This is a genomic window from Ideonella margarita, assembly GCF_038066635.1.
Taxonomy (GTDB): domain Bacteria; phylum Pseudomonadota; class Gammaproteobacteria; order Burkholderiales; family Burkholderiaceae_C; genus Ideonella; species Ideonella margarita.
Genome location: NZ_JBBUTI010000002.1, coordinates 231,083 through 244,688 on the forward strand (window position 1 = coordinate 231,083; position 13,606 = coordinate 244,688).

Sequence of the window (13,606 nt, forward strand, 5' to 3'; positions counted from 1 at the left end):
TCAGGCCGTGAGGCTGTCGCCCCGCTCAGCGGGCAAGCGCGCCCCGAAGTTGAACACCGCATTGCGGATCAGCCCGCCCTGCACCTGGTAGATGGCCTGCAGCGCCACCCAGCCGGGGCCGTCGTCGAACGGGCGGGCCACCGACTCGTCGTCGATCACCAGATCTCCCCGCACGGTGCGGCTGAGCAGCCGCGCATGCAGCAGCGGGTCGGCAAAGCGGGGCGCCATGCGCTCGCTGATCTGCGCGTGGCCCTGCGCCAGCAAGGTCGCCGGGAAGGCGTACTGGCTGGCGTCGGGGGCGTAGGTGACCAGCCAGGCGGGCAGGTCGCGGGCGTTGTAGGCATCGAGCTGCCGCTGCACCACGGCCACCGGGCTGTCGGGGCCTTCGGCCAGCCAGGTGTCGTGGCGCTCGCGCCGCTCGCCCCGCAGGTTGGTCACCTCCAGGCGAATGCCGTCGGGGTCGTCGAGGTAGGTCGCCACGTAATCGGGCGCGTAATCGGGCATCCGCGTGGCGGGCGTGCAGGCCACGCCGCGCTGCTGCAGGGCCTGCGCCACGGCCCGCACCTCGCTCGCATGATCCACCCGCAGACACAGATGGTGCAGGCCCGGGGCATAGGGCTGGTGCGCCTGCTGCACCCGGGCGGGCCGCAGCACCAGGCCGAAATGCGCATTGAAGTAATGCACATGCGGCTCGCCGTTCAGCGCAAACCGGTTCTTGCGGTGGCCCAGCACCTCGCCAAGCAGCAGGTCGTAAAACGCCTCCGAGCGCGACAGCTCGCTGACGCTGAGGTAGATGTGGTCTATGCCTTGAAGTTGGATCATCAGACAGCCTCTGCTGGCGCCCGCAGACGCCCATTCCGGGGTGACTGCCTCATCTGGAGGCAGCGGAAGAAAACACTTTGAAGATCAAGCACTTGGCAGATCGCCACACGGCTTTTCCACATGGTTGCTCCCCTCTGGCGGGGACAAGCATGAGCGCACTCGCCCCGGTGGACAAGGCTGTGGGCGCGCCTGTGGATCGTCATGTGGACAGCCCTGTTGGCAAGTCTGTTCACAACCCTGTTGAAAACCTGTTTCCACCTTGTTCAAAACCTGTGGCCAGGGTGCTTTCAGGTTGTGCGTGAGTTGTGGATCAGGTGTGGATGGCCTGTGGATGCGCTGTGGAGGACGCGGCCTCAGCCCCGCCCCACATACGGCATGCCGGTGGCCATCACGGTCATGAATAGCACGTTGGCGTTGAGCGGCATGTTGGCCACATGCACCAGGGTGTCCGCCACATGCTTCACGTCCATGCGCGCCTCGGCCTTCACCGAGCCATCGGCCTGGCGCATGCCGGCGGCCATGGCGGTGGTCATGTCGGTGGCGGCGTTGCCGATGTCGATCTGGCCGACGGCGATGTCGAAGTCACGCCCGTCCAGCGCAGCCGAGCGGGTCAGGCCGGTCATGGCGTGTTTGGTGGCGGTGTAGGACACGGCATTCGGCCGGGGCACATGGGCCGCGATCGAGCCGTTGTTGACGATGCGCCCGCCCCGCGGCACCTGCGCCTTCATCAGGCGGAACGCGGCGCGCAGGCACAGGAAGGCGCCGGTGAGGTTGGTGTCCACGGCCGCGCGCCAGTCGGCCAGCGGCAACTCGTCGATGGGCACACCCGCGGTGAACACGCCAGCGTTGTTGAACAGCAGATCAAGCCGGCCATGGCGGGCCTGGATGCCGTCGAACAGCGCCTGCACCGAAGCTTCGTCAGTGACGTCGCACACGCAGGCCTCGGCCTTGGCCGGATGTTCAGACGCGGCGATGGCCGCCTGCAGCGTGGCCAGACGGCGACCGGCGAACACCACGGTCCAGCCGTCCGCCAGCAGGGCGCGGGCACACGACAGACCGATGCCACTGCCCGCCCCGGTGACCAGGGCGATGCGGGAGCGGGAAGAAGACGCGAGGGACATGGCAGGCACCGGCTGAAGAAGTGGATCAACAGCCGGTGAGTCTGCCATGCTCGGTTGCCAGCCTCAGCCGGCGCCGCCGTCGACGCGCAGGCGCCCCATCCACGGGCCATGGCGCACACCCCAGGTCAGGGCCGCCACCACGAAGAACTGCGCCGCGAGCAGCGTCAGGGGCGTGGCTGCAGCCGGGAACAAGCCCGCCAGCACCTGGCACGACACCCCCACCTGCACCACGCCGCACAGCACCCACAGCCAGGCATCCGCCCGCAAGGCCCGGCCCGACAGCTGCAGCGCCTGCTGCGACGCCAGCGCGAGGGCGCCCGCCCCCAGAAAGCCCAGCGTGTAGGCATGCACCGGCGCGAGGCCCAGCGACATCTGACCGCCGGTGAGTGCCATCAGCGTCAGTGACACGCCGTTGAGCGTGAACGCGACCGCCAGCCAGAACAGCGCGACGTGCAGCATCGCCAGCAGACGCAATGCGCTGCGCGGCACCGTCACGGCACGGCCTTCGGCATCGACGCCCGGCGCGCTGCGGCGCAGGCTCACCCGCAGGCCCCAGCGCAAGGACAACCACATCAGCAGCAAGCCCCCGGCCAGCGACGGCCCCGCGGCCAGCACGGCTGCGCCGCCCGCCAGCGCCCCGCCACCCAGCACCTGGGCCGCTGCGAACGGCGCCTGCCACGCCACCAGCGCGGCCAGCACGCCCAGCAGCATGCGCGAACGCCACACGCCCATCGCCGGCAGCAGCAAGCCGCTGAAAGCCGGCAGGCTGCGGTGCAGCACCGCCACCATGGCCAGTCCCAGGCCCGCCCACAGCGCCACGGGGGCACAGGCGCGCACCAAGGTGTCGTGGCCGAGCGCCAGGAAGATGGCCGCCGCCCACAGGCTCACGGCCATCACGCCCTGGCCCAGCAACAGCAGGCGGGCGTGGTCGCGGTCAGGCTGGCGGCTCTCCAGCAGCAGCACGGCCTGCCGGCCAGCCAGCAAGGCCAGGCCCAGGGCCACGACACACAGGCCCGCTGCCGCCAGCGCGCGGTGGACATGAAAGCCGACCAGCGCCAGTGCCCAGCCAGCCAGCAGGGCCAGCACCGGCAACAAGAGTGAGCGCGCGGACACGGCGGGCACCGCGAGCCAGCGCGGCACCACGCTGAACGCCACGCCCGCCAGAAACAGGGGCAGCGCCCCGAACGTGCCAGCCAGCGCGTGCGCAGCAGCCGGTTCCACCGCCCAGGGCAGCGCCAGGCTGTAGGCCTGCGCCAGCAAGGCCAGTCCCCACCACACGGCCAGCACCGCCAGCAGCAGGGTGGCGGCGGCCATCGTCAGACGCGCGGGCGCGGCCAGCAGGCGACGAAACTGCCACCCCTGGGCACCGGAGCGGGCACGGCGGCCACCGATGGTGCCGGAAGGCAGGCCGGCGGGCTGAGGCTGGGACGGGATCATCAGGGCTCCAGGCGAGTGGATCGCGGCCAGAACCGCGGGAAAACCCTATTTTCGCTGCAGCGCAGCAAAAAAGGTTCAATCCCGACCACGGTACGGGCGCTTGCGCACACGGCTTTGCGGACTTATTCAACAGCCCGCCGGGCGACGCCGTCTACACTCCCCGGCCACCCCGCCCCTTGTTTTGCCTTTCCCGGACACCCGCCATGCCGTTTTCCTCCCTGGGCCTGTTGCCCGTTCTGCAGCGCGCGGTCGAAGAGCTGGGGTTCGTGCAACCCACGCCGGTGCAGGCCGCGGCCATCGGGCCGATGCTGGCAGGCCGTGACCTGCTGGTGCAGGCGCGCACAGGCTCCGGCAAGACGGCCGCCTTTGCGCTGCCCTTGCTGCAGCAATGGCTGAACGGTGCCCCGCAGGCGCCGAAGCCAGTGCGTGGCCTGGTGCTGGTGCCCACGCGTGAGCTGGCTCTTCAGGTGGGCCAGGTGCTGCGGGATGTGTCCAGCCGGATGCCGGGCCTCGCGAAGATTGCGGTGGTGTTTGGCGGCGTGTCCATCAACCCGCAGATGATGGGCCTGCGCGGTGGCGCCGACATCGTCGTGGCCACGCCCGGCCGACTGCTGGATCTGGTGCGGAACAACGCACTGAAGCTCGGCCAGGTGGAGACGCTGGTGCTTGACGAAGCCGACCGCCTGCTCGACCTGGGCTTCAACGAAGAATTGAGCGAAGTGCTGGCACTGCTGCCGGCGCAGCGCCAGACGGTGTTCTGCTCGGCCACCTTCCCGCCGGCCGTGAAGGCCCTGGCCGCACAGTTGCTGGTGGAGCCGCAAGAGGTGCGCATCGCCGAGCTGGTGGCCGCTCTGCCTGACATCGAACAACGCGCCATCACGGTGGACGCCGAGCGCCGCACCAGCCTGCTGAAGCACCTGGTGCTGGCCAGCCCGGACGACCGCGCGCTGGTGTTCGTGGCCACCAAGTACGCCACCGAGCTGGTGGCTGACAAACTCGGCCGCGTCGGCATTCGCGCCGGTTATTTCCATGGCGAGATGAGCCAGGGCGCGCGCACGGCCACGCTGGACGCGTTCAAGGCCGGCGAGCTGCAGGTGCTGGTGGCCACCGACATGGCGGCCCGCGGCCTGCACATTGATGCGCTGCCGGTGGTGGTGAATTACGACCTGCCGCGCGCCGCCGAAGACCACATCCACCGCATCGGCCGCACGGGCCGCGCCGGTGGCAAGGGCCTGGCCATCAGCTTCATCACCACCGACTCGGAAGCGCATTTCCGGCTGATTGAAAAGCGCCAGGGGCAGCGGGTGCCGCGCGAGGTGGTGGCGGGCTTCGAGCCGACTGCTGTGCAGGCTGCCGTGGCCGACGAGTCAGCAGGCGCTGACGACAACGCCAGCACCACACCCGCCGGCGCCGGCACGGGCCTTGACCCGAACGGTGGCGTCAAGGGCAAGCGCCCGAGCAAGAAGGACAAGCTGCGTGCCGCTGCGGCCGATGCCGCCAGCGACCGCGCTGCGCGCAAACCACGCTGAACTTCCCGGCCGCCGCCGACCCGCGTTGCTGCCAGCAGCACCCGCCAGGCGGCATGCGATGATCCAGACAGACCAGAGAAAGGCCGGGCGATGTTGACCTTGGACGAAATGCTGAGCCGCAGCCTGCTCACCCCCGAGCAGCATGCAGAGATCGGCGCCTGGACGCGTCAGGCACGCACCCCCGAAGCCATCATGGCGATGCCCGAGCCGCTGTGGCGCGCGCTCTCGCTGGCCAGCATGCTGATGAACGTGGATGCTGACCTGCAGCAGCCACCCTGCTTCGAACACGCCGAACCCTGAAGCCGCCTCAGGCGCGCAATTGCGCCGCGTGGTGGCGCAGGTGGTCGTCAATGACGCTGGCGATGAAGTAATAGCCGTGGTCATACCCGGCATGGCGGCGCAGCGTCAGTGGCTGCCCGACCTGTGCGCAGGCGGCCTCCAGCAACTCGGGCTTGAGTTGCTCCACCAGGAATTTGTCGGCCAGGCCCTGGTCGATCAGCACACCCGCCGGGTAGGGCGCTGCGGTTTGCGCGGCCATCAAGGCGGTGGCGTCATGCGCGGCCCAGGTGCTGCGGTCGTCGCCCAGATAACCGCCCAGCGCCTTGTGGCCCCAGGGGCACTGCGTGGGCGCACAGATCGGCGCCAGCGCTGACAAACTCGCGAAGCGGCCGGGGTGGCGCAGCGCCAGCGTCAACGCCCCATGCCCGCCCATCGAATGGCCAGACAGGCCCAGCCGCTGGGCGTCCACCGGGAAGGTGGCGCACACGCCCGGCAGCAACTCGTTCAGCAGGTAGCTTTCCATGCGCCAGTGCGGCGCCCACGGCGCTTGCGTGGCATCCAGGTAGAAGCCTGCCGCCAGGCCGAAGTCCCAGGCGTCCGCCTCACCCGGCACACCGGCACCACGCGGGCTGGTGTCGGGCATCAGCAGCGCCAGGCCCAGCTCGGCGGCCAGACGCTGGGCGCCGGCCTTCATCGCGAAGGTTTCTTCCGTGCAGGTCAGCCCTGCCAGAAAGGTGAGCAGCGGCACCCGGGCACCGGCCAGCGCCTGCGGCGGCAGGTACAGCGCGAAGCGCATCGGCAAGCCGATCTCTGCCGACGCGTGTTGATAAAAGCGCTGTTCGCCACCGAAGCTGGCGTGCTGCGACTGCAGGGCCAGACCGGCCAGGGTGATGCTGCTCATGCGGGGGCGCTCAGAACTCGACGACCGCGCGGATCGACTCGCCGCGCTTCATCAGATCGAAGCCTTCGTTGATCTGCTCCAGCTTGAGCTTGTGGGTGATCAGGTCATCGATGTTGAGCTTGCCGTCCATGTACCAGTCGACGATCTTCGGCACGTCGGTGCGGCCGCGTGCGCCACCGAAGGCCGAGCCTTCCCACTTGCGGCCGGTGACCAGCTGGAACGGCCGCGTGCTGATCTCGGCGCCGGCTTCCGCCACGCCGATGATGATGCTGCGGCCCCAGCCCTTGTGGGTGCACTCCAGCGCGTCGCGCATGACCTTGGTGTTGCCGATGCACTCGAAGCTGTAGTCGGCGCCGCCATCGGTCAGCTGCACGATCGCATCGACCGTGTTCGGCACGTCCTTCGGGTTGATGAAGTGGGTCATGCCGAAACGGCGTGCCATGGCTTCACGGCCCGGGTTGATGTCGACGCCGATGATCTTGTCGGCGCCCACCATCTTCGCGGCCTGGATCACGTTCAGGCCGATGCCGCCGAGGCCGAACACGACCACGTTCGCACCCGCCTCGACCTTGGCCGAGAACAGCACGGCCCCCACCCCTGTGGTGACGCCGCAGCCGATGTAGCAGACCTTGTCGAACGGTGCGTCCGGGCGGATCTTGGCCAGCGCGATGCCCGGCACCACGATGTGGTTGGCGAAGGTGCTGGTGCCCATGTAATGGAAGATCGGCTCGCCATTAAGAGAGAAGCGGCTGGAGCCGTCCGGCATCAGGCCCTTGCCCTGCGTGCTGCGGATGGCCTGGCACAGGTTGGTCTTCTTCGACAGGCAGAACTTGCACTGGCGGCATTCGGGCGTGTAGAGCGGAATGACGTGGTCGCCCGGCTTCAGCCAGGTCACGCCCTTGCCCACTTCCAGCACCACACCGGCGCCTTCATGGCCGAGGATGGCCGGGAAGATGCCTTCGGGGTCCGCACCGCTGAGGGTGTAGTAGTCGGTGTGGCAGATGCCGGTGGCCTTGACCTCGACCAGCACCTCGCCGTCGCGCGGGCCCGCGAGTTCAACTTCTTCGATGGTGAGTGGGGCGCCGGCCTTCCAGGCCACGGCTGCGCGAGTCTTGATCACGGTGTTCTCCAGTGGGTAAATCGTTCAATCGCTGCACTATATGCAATATCGATGGCGCAGCGTGCGAGGCGGGGCTTGCCCGCCGATGGTTCAGGGATTCACGACCTCAGCCACCACCAGCACATCGGGCCGGGCCGCCAGGGCCTCGCGCACGATGGGCAGCAGCTCATGGGTTTCGGGGGCCGCCAGCGCGTTGGCCAGACCGCGCCGCATGCGCGGCTCCCAGAACTTGCGGATGTGGTTGGCGATGCCGTCCAGCGCCTCGGCGCGGTCGGGCATGGCTTCAAAGAATTGGCCGATGCGGTTGGCCATGTGAACCAGGTTGGCAATGTCCATGGGGTTCTCGGGTCAGGTGTTCAAGGCCGTGGGAGCGGCAGGCGCCGGTGCTGCCGCAGTGGCCTGGGCGGCCAAGCCCAGGCGCTCAGGATAGGTGTAGGCCACCAGGTCGTCGCCGCGCACGAAACCGGCCAGCAGCACGCCGGCTTCCAGCGCCACATCCACCGCCAGCGCGGTGGGGGCCGACACAGCCGCCAGCACGCCGATGCCGGCCATGGCCGCCTTCTGCACCATCTCGAAGCTGGCGCGGCTGGTGATGCAGGCAAAGCCCGGCGCTGCCGCCAGACCGCCCTCGACGGGCGTACACACGCCCTGCTGTACCAGGGCGCCGATGAGCTTGTCGAGCGCGTTGTGGCGCCCCACGTCTTCGCGCACGCACAGCACCTCACCGGCTGGAGAGCACCAGGCGGCGGCATGCGTGGCGCCGGTGAGTTGCTGCAGGGCCTGCCAGGCACGCAGGCCTTGCTGCGCGCGCGCCAGTGCTTCGGGCAACACCTGCTGCGGCACTACAGCCGGCAAGGCCCGGCGAACCTGGGCCAGGCTGTCGGTGCCGCACAAGCCGCAACCGGTGCGGCCCGCCAGGGTGCGGCGCCGCTCAGCCAGCCGGTGCGCGCAGGCCGAAGCCACGGTCATGTGCAACTCGATGCCGGCGGGCACGGTCTGCACCTCCACGCCATACAACTCGGCGGGCCGCGCCAGCAAGCCTTCGGTCAGGCCGAAGCCCAGCGCGAACGCTTCCAGGTTGTCCGGCGTGGCCATCATCACCGCATGCGAAATGCCGTTGAGCACCAAGGCCACCGGCACCTCTTCAGCCAGCCAGTCCCGGGCCGCCGCAGCGCGCCCGCCGCGCACATGGCTCACCACCGCCTGGCGAACGCCCGGCGGCAGCGGCGGGTCGCCCAGCTCGCTCACCGGCCGCCCGCTTCCACCGGGTAGGTGGCCTGGGCCAGCAGGTCGAGCTGCTGGCGGTTGAAGTCGGCGTAGCCCTGCTGCCAACTGCTGGGCTGGCTGACCGGCATGACCTGCACCGCCGTCACCTTGTACTCCGGGCAATTGGTGGCCCAGTCGGACGAGTCGGTGGTGATGACGTTGGCCCCGCTCTCGGGGAAGTGGAAGGTGGTGTAGACCACGCCCGGCTGCATGCGCTCGCTGACCCGCGCGCGCAGCACCGTCTCGCCGGCCCGGCTTTGAATGCCGACCCAGTCGCCGTCCTTCACGCCGCGTTCTTCCGCGTCATGCGGATGCAGCTCGAGCAGGTCTTCGTCATGCCACTGGTTGTTGGGCGTGCGGCGGGTTTGCGCGCCCACGTTGTACTGGCTCAGGATGCGGCCGGTGGTGAGCAGCAGCGGGAAGCGGCGGGTCACCTTTTCATCGCTCGCCACATACTGCGTGACGAAGAACTTGCCCTTGCCGCGCACGAACTGCTCGCGGTGCATGATGGCCGTGCCGGCTTCGTCGGTGTTGCTGTTGCAGGGCCATTGCACGCTGCCCAGGCGCTCGATCTTGGCGTAGTTCACACCGGCAAAGCTCGGCGTGAGGGCGGCGATCTCCTGCATGATCTGCTCGGGGTGCTCGTAGTGCATGGGGTAGCCCAGCGCGGTGCTGAGGCGCGCAGTCACTTCCCAGTCGCCCAGGCCCGACATCGGCGGCATCACCTGACGCACGCGGCTGATGCGGCGCTCGGCATTGGTGAAGGTGCCGTCCTTCTCCAGGAACGACGAGCCCGGCAGGAAGACATGCGCGTACTTCGCGGTTTCGTTCAGGAAGATGTCTTGCACCACGATGCAGTCCATCTTCTCGAGCGCCGCCGCCACATGCTGGGTGTTGGGGTCACTCTGGACGATGTCTTCGCCCTGGCAATACAAGCCGCGGAAGCTGCCGTCGAGGGCGGCCTCGAACATGTTGGGAATGCGCAGGCCGGGCTCGGGGCTGAGCGTCACGCCCCAGGCGGCTTCGAACTGGCCACGCACGGTGCTGTCGCTGATGTGGCGATAGCCCGGCAGCTCGTGCGGGAAGCTTCCCATGTCACAGCTGCCCTGCACATTGTTCTGGCCGCGCAGCGGGTTCACGCCCACGCCTTCGCGGCCGACCATGCCGCAGGCCATCGCCAGATTGGCAATGCCCATCACCATGGTGGAGCCCTGCGCATGCTCGGTCACGCCCAGGCCGTAGTAGATGGCCGAGTTCGGGCCGGCGGCGTACAGCCGCGCAGCGGCACGCACCTCGGCCGCTGGCACGCCGGTCACGGCCTCGAAGGCCTCGGGCGAGTTCTCCGGCCGGGACACAAAAGCGCGCCAGTCATTGAAGCTCTTGGTCTCGCAACGCTCGGCCACATAGGCCTCGTTCACCAGGCCTTCGGTCACCACCACATGGGCCATGGCGGTGATCACGGCCACGTTGGTGCCGGGCTTGAGTGCCAGGTGGTGATCGGCGCGCACATGCGGCGACTTCACCAGGTCGATGCGACGAGGATCGACCACCACCAGCCGCGCCTTGCCGGCCACGCTGCCGTCGCTGCGCAGGCGACGCTTCATGCGGGAGGCGAACACCGGGTGGGCATCGGTCGGGTTGGCGCCGATGACGACGATCACATCGGCCTGCTCGACGCTCTTGAAGGTTTGTGTGCCGGCCGAGGTGCCGAAGGTCTGGCCCATGCCGTAGCCGGTGGGGCTGTGGCAGACGCGGGCGCAGGTGTCGACGTTGTTGGTGTTGAAGGCGGCGCGGATCAGCTTCTGGACCAGGTACACCTCTTCGTTGGTGCAGCGGCTGGAGGTAATGCCGCCCACCGAATCCTTGCCGTACTGCGCCTGGATGGCCTTGAAGCGGCCGGCCGCAAAGCCGATGGCCTCGTCCCAGCTCACCTCGCGCCAAGGGTCGGTGATGCGCTCGCGGATCATCGGCGTGGTGATGCGGTCAGCGTGGGTGGCATAGCCCCAGGCGAAGCGGCCCTTGACACAGCTGTGGCCCTCGTTGGCCTTGCCGTCCTTCCACGGCACCATGCGCACCACCGTGTTGCCCTTCATCTCGGCCTTGAAGCCGCAGCCCACGCCGCAGTAGGCGCAGGTGGTGATGACGCTGTGCTCGGGCTGGCCGAGCTCGATCACGCTCTTCTCCTGCAGCGTGGCGGTGGGGCAGGCCTCGACGCAGGCGCCGCAGCTCACGCACTCGCTGTCCATGAACGACTGGCTTTGGCCCGGCGACACCCGGCTCTCGAAACCGCGGCCCGAGATGGTGAGCGCGAAGGTGCCCTGCGTTTCTTCGCAGGCCCGCACACAGCGGTTGCAGACGATGCACTTCGATGCGTCGTAGGTGAAGTACGGGTTGGACTCGTCCTTCTCCGCATCGCAGTGGTGGGCGCCCGAGACACCATCAACTTCCTTGCCGGCCACGCCGTAGCGCACATTGCGCAGGCCGGTCACGCCGGCCATGTCCTGCAGCTCGCAGTTGCCGTTGGCGCTGCAGGTCAGGCAGTCGAGCGGGTGGTCAGAGATGTAGAGCTCCATCACGCCCTTGCGCAGCTCCTGCAGGCGCGGCGTCTGGGTGTGCACCACCATGCCGTTGTCGGCCGGGGTGGTGCAGCTGGCCGGAAAGCCCTTGCGGCCGTCGATCTCCACCAGGCACAGCCGGCAGGAGCCAAAGGGCTCCAGGCTGTCGGTGGCGCACAGCTTGGGCACGCGGATGCCCGCATCCACGGCGGCACGCATCAGCGACGTGCCCTTGGGCACCGTCACCGGGTAGCCGTCGATCTTCAGGGTGACGGTCTCGGCGGCCTCACGGGCCGGGGTGCCGAAATCAATGTCCTGCTTCAGGTGGTCCAACATGGCGGGTCTCCTCAGGCGGTCGCCGCCGGGGCGGTGGAGGTGGTGGGTGAGTTGGTGGGCAGGCCGAAATCTTCGGGATAGTGAGTCAGCGCCGACAGCACCGGATAGGGCGTCATGCCGCCCATCGCGCACAGGCTGCCGTGCATCATCGTGTCGCACAGGTCGCGCAGCAAGTGCACCTGCTGCGCCTTGTTGGGGCCATGGGCGATGCGGTCGATCACCTCCACGCCGCGGGTGGAGCCGATGCGGCAGGGTGTGCACTTGCCACAGCTCTCCAGCGCGCAGAACTCCATCGCGTAGCGGGCCAGGCCGGCCATGTTGGCCGTGTCGTCATGCACCACGATGCCGCCGTGGCCCACCACCGCGCCCATCGCGGCGTAGGCTTCGTAGTCGAGCGGCACGTCCCACTGCGATTCAGGGATGTAGGCGCCCAGCGGCCCACCCACCTGCACCGCCTTCACCGGCCGGCCACTGCGGGTGCCGCCGCCAAAACCGTAGATCAGCTCGCGCAGCGTCAGACCGAAGGCCTTTTCCACCAGGCCGCCCTGACGGATGTTGCCGGCCAGCTGGAACGGCAGCGTGCCGTGCGAACGGCCGACGCCGTAGTCGCGGTAGGCCTGCGCCCCGCGCGCCAGGATGATGGGCACGGTGGCCAGGGTGATGACGTTGTTGATGACGGTGGGCAAGCCGAACAGGCCCTCAATGGCTGGCAGCGGCGGCTTGGCGCGCACGATGCCGCGCTTGCCCTCGATGCTTTCAAGCATCGCGGTTTCTTCACCGCACACATAGGCGCCTGCGGCCTTGCGCACTTCCAGCTCGAAGCTGCGGCCACTGCCCAGCACGTTGGCACCGAGAAAGCCGGCCTCGCGGGCCAGCACGATGGCCTGGGTCATCGTGGCCACCGCGTGCGGGTACTCGCTGCGGATGTAGACATAGCCTTGCGTGGCGCCCACGGCCAGCGCGGCAATCAACATGCCTTCGATCAGCATGAAGGGATCCCCCTCCATGGTCATGCGGTCCGAGTAGGTGCCGGAGTCGCCTTCGTCGGCATTGCAGACCACAACCTTCTGCGGCGCCATCGCGCCCGCCACGGTCTGCCATTTGATGCCGGCCGGGAAGGCCGCACCGCCCCGGCCGCGCAGGCCCGAGTGCGTCACTTCCGCCAGCAGCTCGGTGGCCGACAGGGTCAGCGCGCGGCGCAGGCCGGCCCAGCCTTCATGGGCTTCGTAATCTGCCAGCGAGAGGGGATCGGTCACGCCCATGCGACGGAAGGTCAGGCGCTCCTGCAGCGCGAGGAAAGGGATCTGCTCGGTCACGCCCAGCCGCAAGGCGTGCGCCGCGCCCTGCAGCACGCCGGCGTCCAGCAAGCCCGGCACGTCCTCGGGGGTGAGCGGCCCGTAGGCGATGCGGCCCTCGGGCGTGGCCACCTCCAGCAGCGGCTCCAGCCAGAACATTCCACGTGAGCTGTTGCGCACCAGCTTGATGGCCAGTCCGCGCTGGCTGCATTGCGCCAGCAATTCCAGCGCGACGTCGTCGGCGCCTGCGGCCAGGGCCGCGGAGTCGCGCGGCAGGTAGAGCGTCACGGCGCTCATGGCTGCACCGCCATGTCGCTCACCAGGCGAGCCAGTCGCTCGGGTGTGACCCGCGCATGCACCCGGTCATTGATCTGGATGGCTGGCGACGAGGCGCACAAGCCCAGGCAGTACACCGGCTCCAGCGACACGGCGCCGTCAGCGCGGGTGGCGTGTGGCGCGCAGCCCAGCAGCCGCTCGGCCTGAGCCATCAAGGCCTCCGAGCCGCAGGCCTGGCAGGCCTCTGCGCGGCACACCTGGACCACCTGTCGACCCGGCGGGGTGCTGCGGAAGAAGTGGTAATAACTGATGACGCCATGCACTTCGGCGCGCGACAGGCCCAGCCCTTCGGAGATCAGCGGCACGCTGTCGGCGGGCACGTAGCCGAGCGCGTCCTGCACGTCATGCAGCAGCGGCAGCAAGGCGCCGGGGCGCTGCGCATGCCGCGCCAGCAGCGTGGCCATCAGGGCCGGCAGCTCAGGCAGGCCGCACGAGGGCGGTGTCACGGGGGTTGGCAGAGACATCATCAGCTTTCGTTTCAATGCGACGGACACAGAAGGCCCGGGCACAGGCAGGGCAAGCGTCCGCGACTGTAGGCAAGCGCTTGGCCGTCCACAATATGCGCCGGTTGGCGCTGCGCATGTGCCCTGCGCCGCATAAAAGGTTTAC

At 68.8% G+C, this 13,606-nt stretch carries 12 protein-coding genes; 2 read left to right on the forward strand and 10 right to left on the reverse strand.

What is annotated here, in order from left to right; genetic code table 11:
• The 3 genes from AACH00_RS04025 to AACH00_RS04035 form a co-directional block, all read right to left on the reverse strand.
• The gene (locus tag AACH00_RS04025; RefSeq protein ID WP_341397714.1) at positions 1-822 is read right to left on the reverse strand and encodes a nuclear transport factor 2 family protein; all 822 of its coding nucleotides are present in this window, start codon (positions 820-822) and stop codon (positions 1-3) included.
• Between the two features lie 353 nt (positions 823-1,175).
• Positions 1,176-1,943 carry an SDR family oxidoreductase gene (locus AACH00_RS04030; RefSeq protein WP_341397716.1) on the reverse strand — a complete coding sequence of 256 codons (768 nt, stop codon included), beginning with the start codon at positions 1,941-1,943 and terminating at the stop codon, positions 1,176-1,178.
• Between the two features lie 63 nt (positions 1,944-2,006).
• Positions 2,007-3,380, reverse strand: coding sequence for an NnrS family protein (locus AACH00_RS04035; RefSeq protein ID WP_341397717.1), 1,374 nt, complete (start codon positions 3,378-3,380; stop codon positions 2,007-2,009).
• Positions 3,381-3,583: 203 nt separating this feature from the next.
• On the opposite strand from AACH00_RS04035, the gene AACH00_RS04040 reads away from it, so the two are divergent.
• Both AACH00_RS04040 and AACH00_RS04045 read left to right on the forward strand, forming a co-directional pair.
• Positions 3,584-4,909 (forward strand): DEAD/DEAH box helicase, encoded by a 1,326-nt coding sequence (locus AACH00_RS04040; protein WP_341397719.1) that lies wholly within the window; start codon positions 3,584-3,586, stop codon positions 4,907-4,909.
• 90 nt (positions 4,910-4,999) lie between these two features.
• A complete protein-coding gene (locus AACH00_RS04045; RefSeq protein ID WP_341397720.1) occupies positions 5,000-5,209 on the forward strand; it encodes a hypothetical protein in 210 nt (69 codons plus the stop codon).
• 7 nt (positions 5,210-5,216) lie between these two features.
• Here AACH00_RS04045 and fghA read toward each other — a convergent pair whose 3' ends face one another.
• The 7 genes from fghA to AACH00_RS04080 all read right to left on the reverse strand — a co-directional run bounded on the left by fghA (position 5,217) and on the right by AACH00_RS04080 (position 13,461).
• A complete protein-coding gene (gene fghA / locus AACH00_RS04050; RefSeq protein WP_341397721.1) occupies positions 5,217-6,089 on the reverse strand; it encodes an S-formylglutathione hydrolase in 873 nt (290 codons plus the stop codon).
• 10 nt (positions 6,090-6,099) lie between these two features.
• Positions 6,100-7,206, reverse strand: a complete 1,107-nt coding sequence (locus AACH00_RS04055) for an S-(hydroxymethyl)glutathione dehydrogenase/class III alcohol dehydrogenase (RefSeq protein ID WP_341397849.1) — start codon at positions 7,204-7,206, stop codon at positions 6,100-6,102.
• A 93-nt stretch (positions 7,207-7,299) separates the two neighbouring features.
• On the reverse strand, positions 7,300-7,545 hold the full coding sequence (locus tag AACH00_RS04060; protein ID WP_341397723.1) for a formate dehydrogenase subunit delta: 246 nt from the start codon (positions 7,543-7,545) through the stop codon (positions 7,300-7,302).
• 12 nt (positions 7,546-7,557) lie between these two features.
• Positions 7,558-8,457 (reverse strand): formate dehydrogenase accessory sulfurtransferase FdhD, encoded by a 900-nt coding sequence (gene fdhD / locus AACH00_RS04065; RefSeq protein WP_423221890.1) that lies wholly within the window; start codon positions 8,455-8,457, stop codon positions 7,558-7,560.
• Complete coding sequence (gene fdhF, locus AACH00_RS04070) at positions 8,454-11,366, reverse strand: formate dehydrogenase subunit alpha (RefSeq protein ID WP_341397724.1); 2,913 nt, start codon at positions 11,364-11,366, stop codon at positions 8,454-8,456. The genes fdhD and fdhF overlap by 4 nt, the downstream gene beginning before the upstream one ends.
• An 11-nt stretch (positions 11,367-11,377) precedes the next feature.
• Positions 11,378-12,958: a formate dehydrogenase beta subunit gene (locus tag AACH00_RS04075; protein WP_341397725.1), complete on the reverse strand. Its 1,581-nt coding sequence runs from the start codon at positions 12,956-12,958 to the stop codon at positions 11,378-11,380.
• Positions 12,955-13,461 (reverse strand): formate dehydrogenase subunit gamma, encoded by a 507-nt coding sequence (locus AACH00_RS04080; protein WP_423221893.1) that lies wholly within the window; start codon positions 13,459-13,461, stop codon positions 12,955-12,957. The genes AACH00_RS04075 and AACH00_RS04080 overlap by 4 nt, the downstream gene beginning before the upstream one ends.
• Positions 13,462-13,606: the final 145 nt, after the last annotated feature.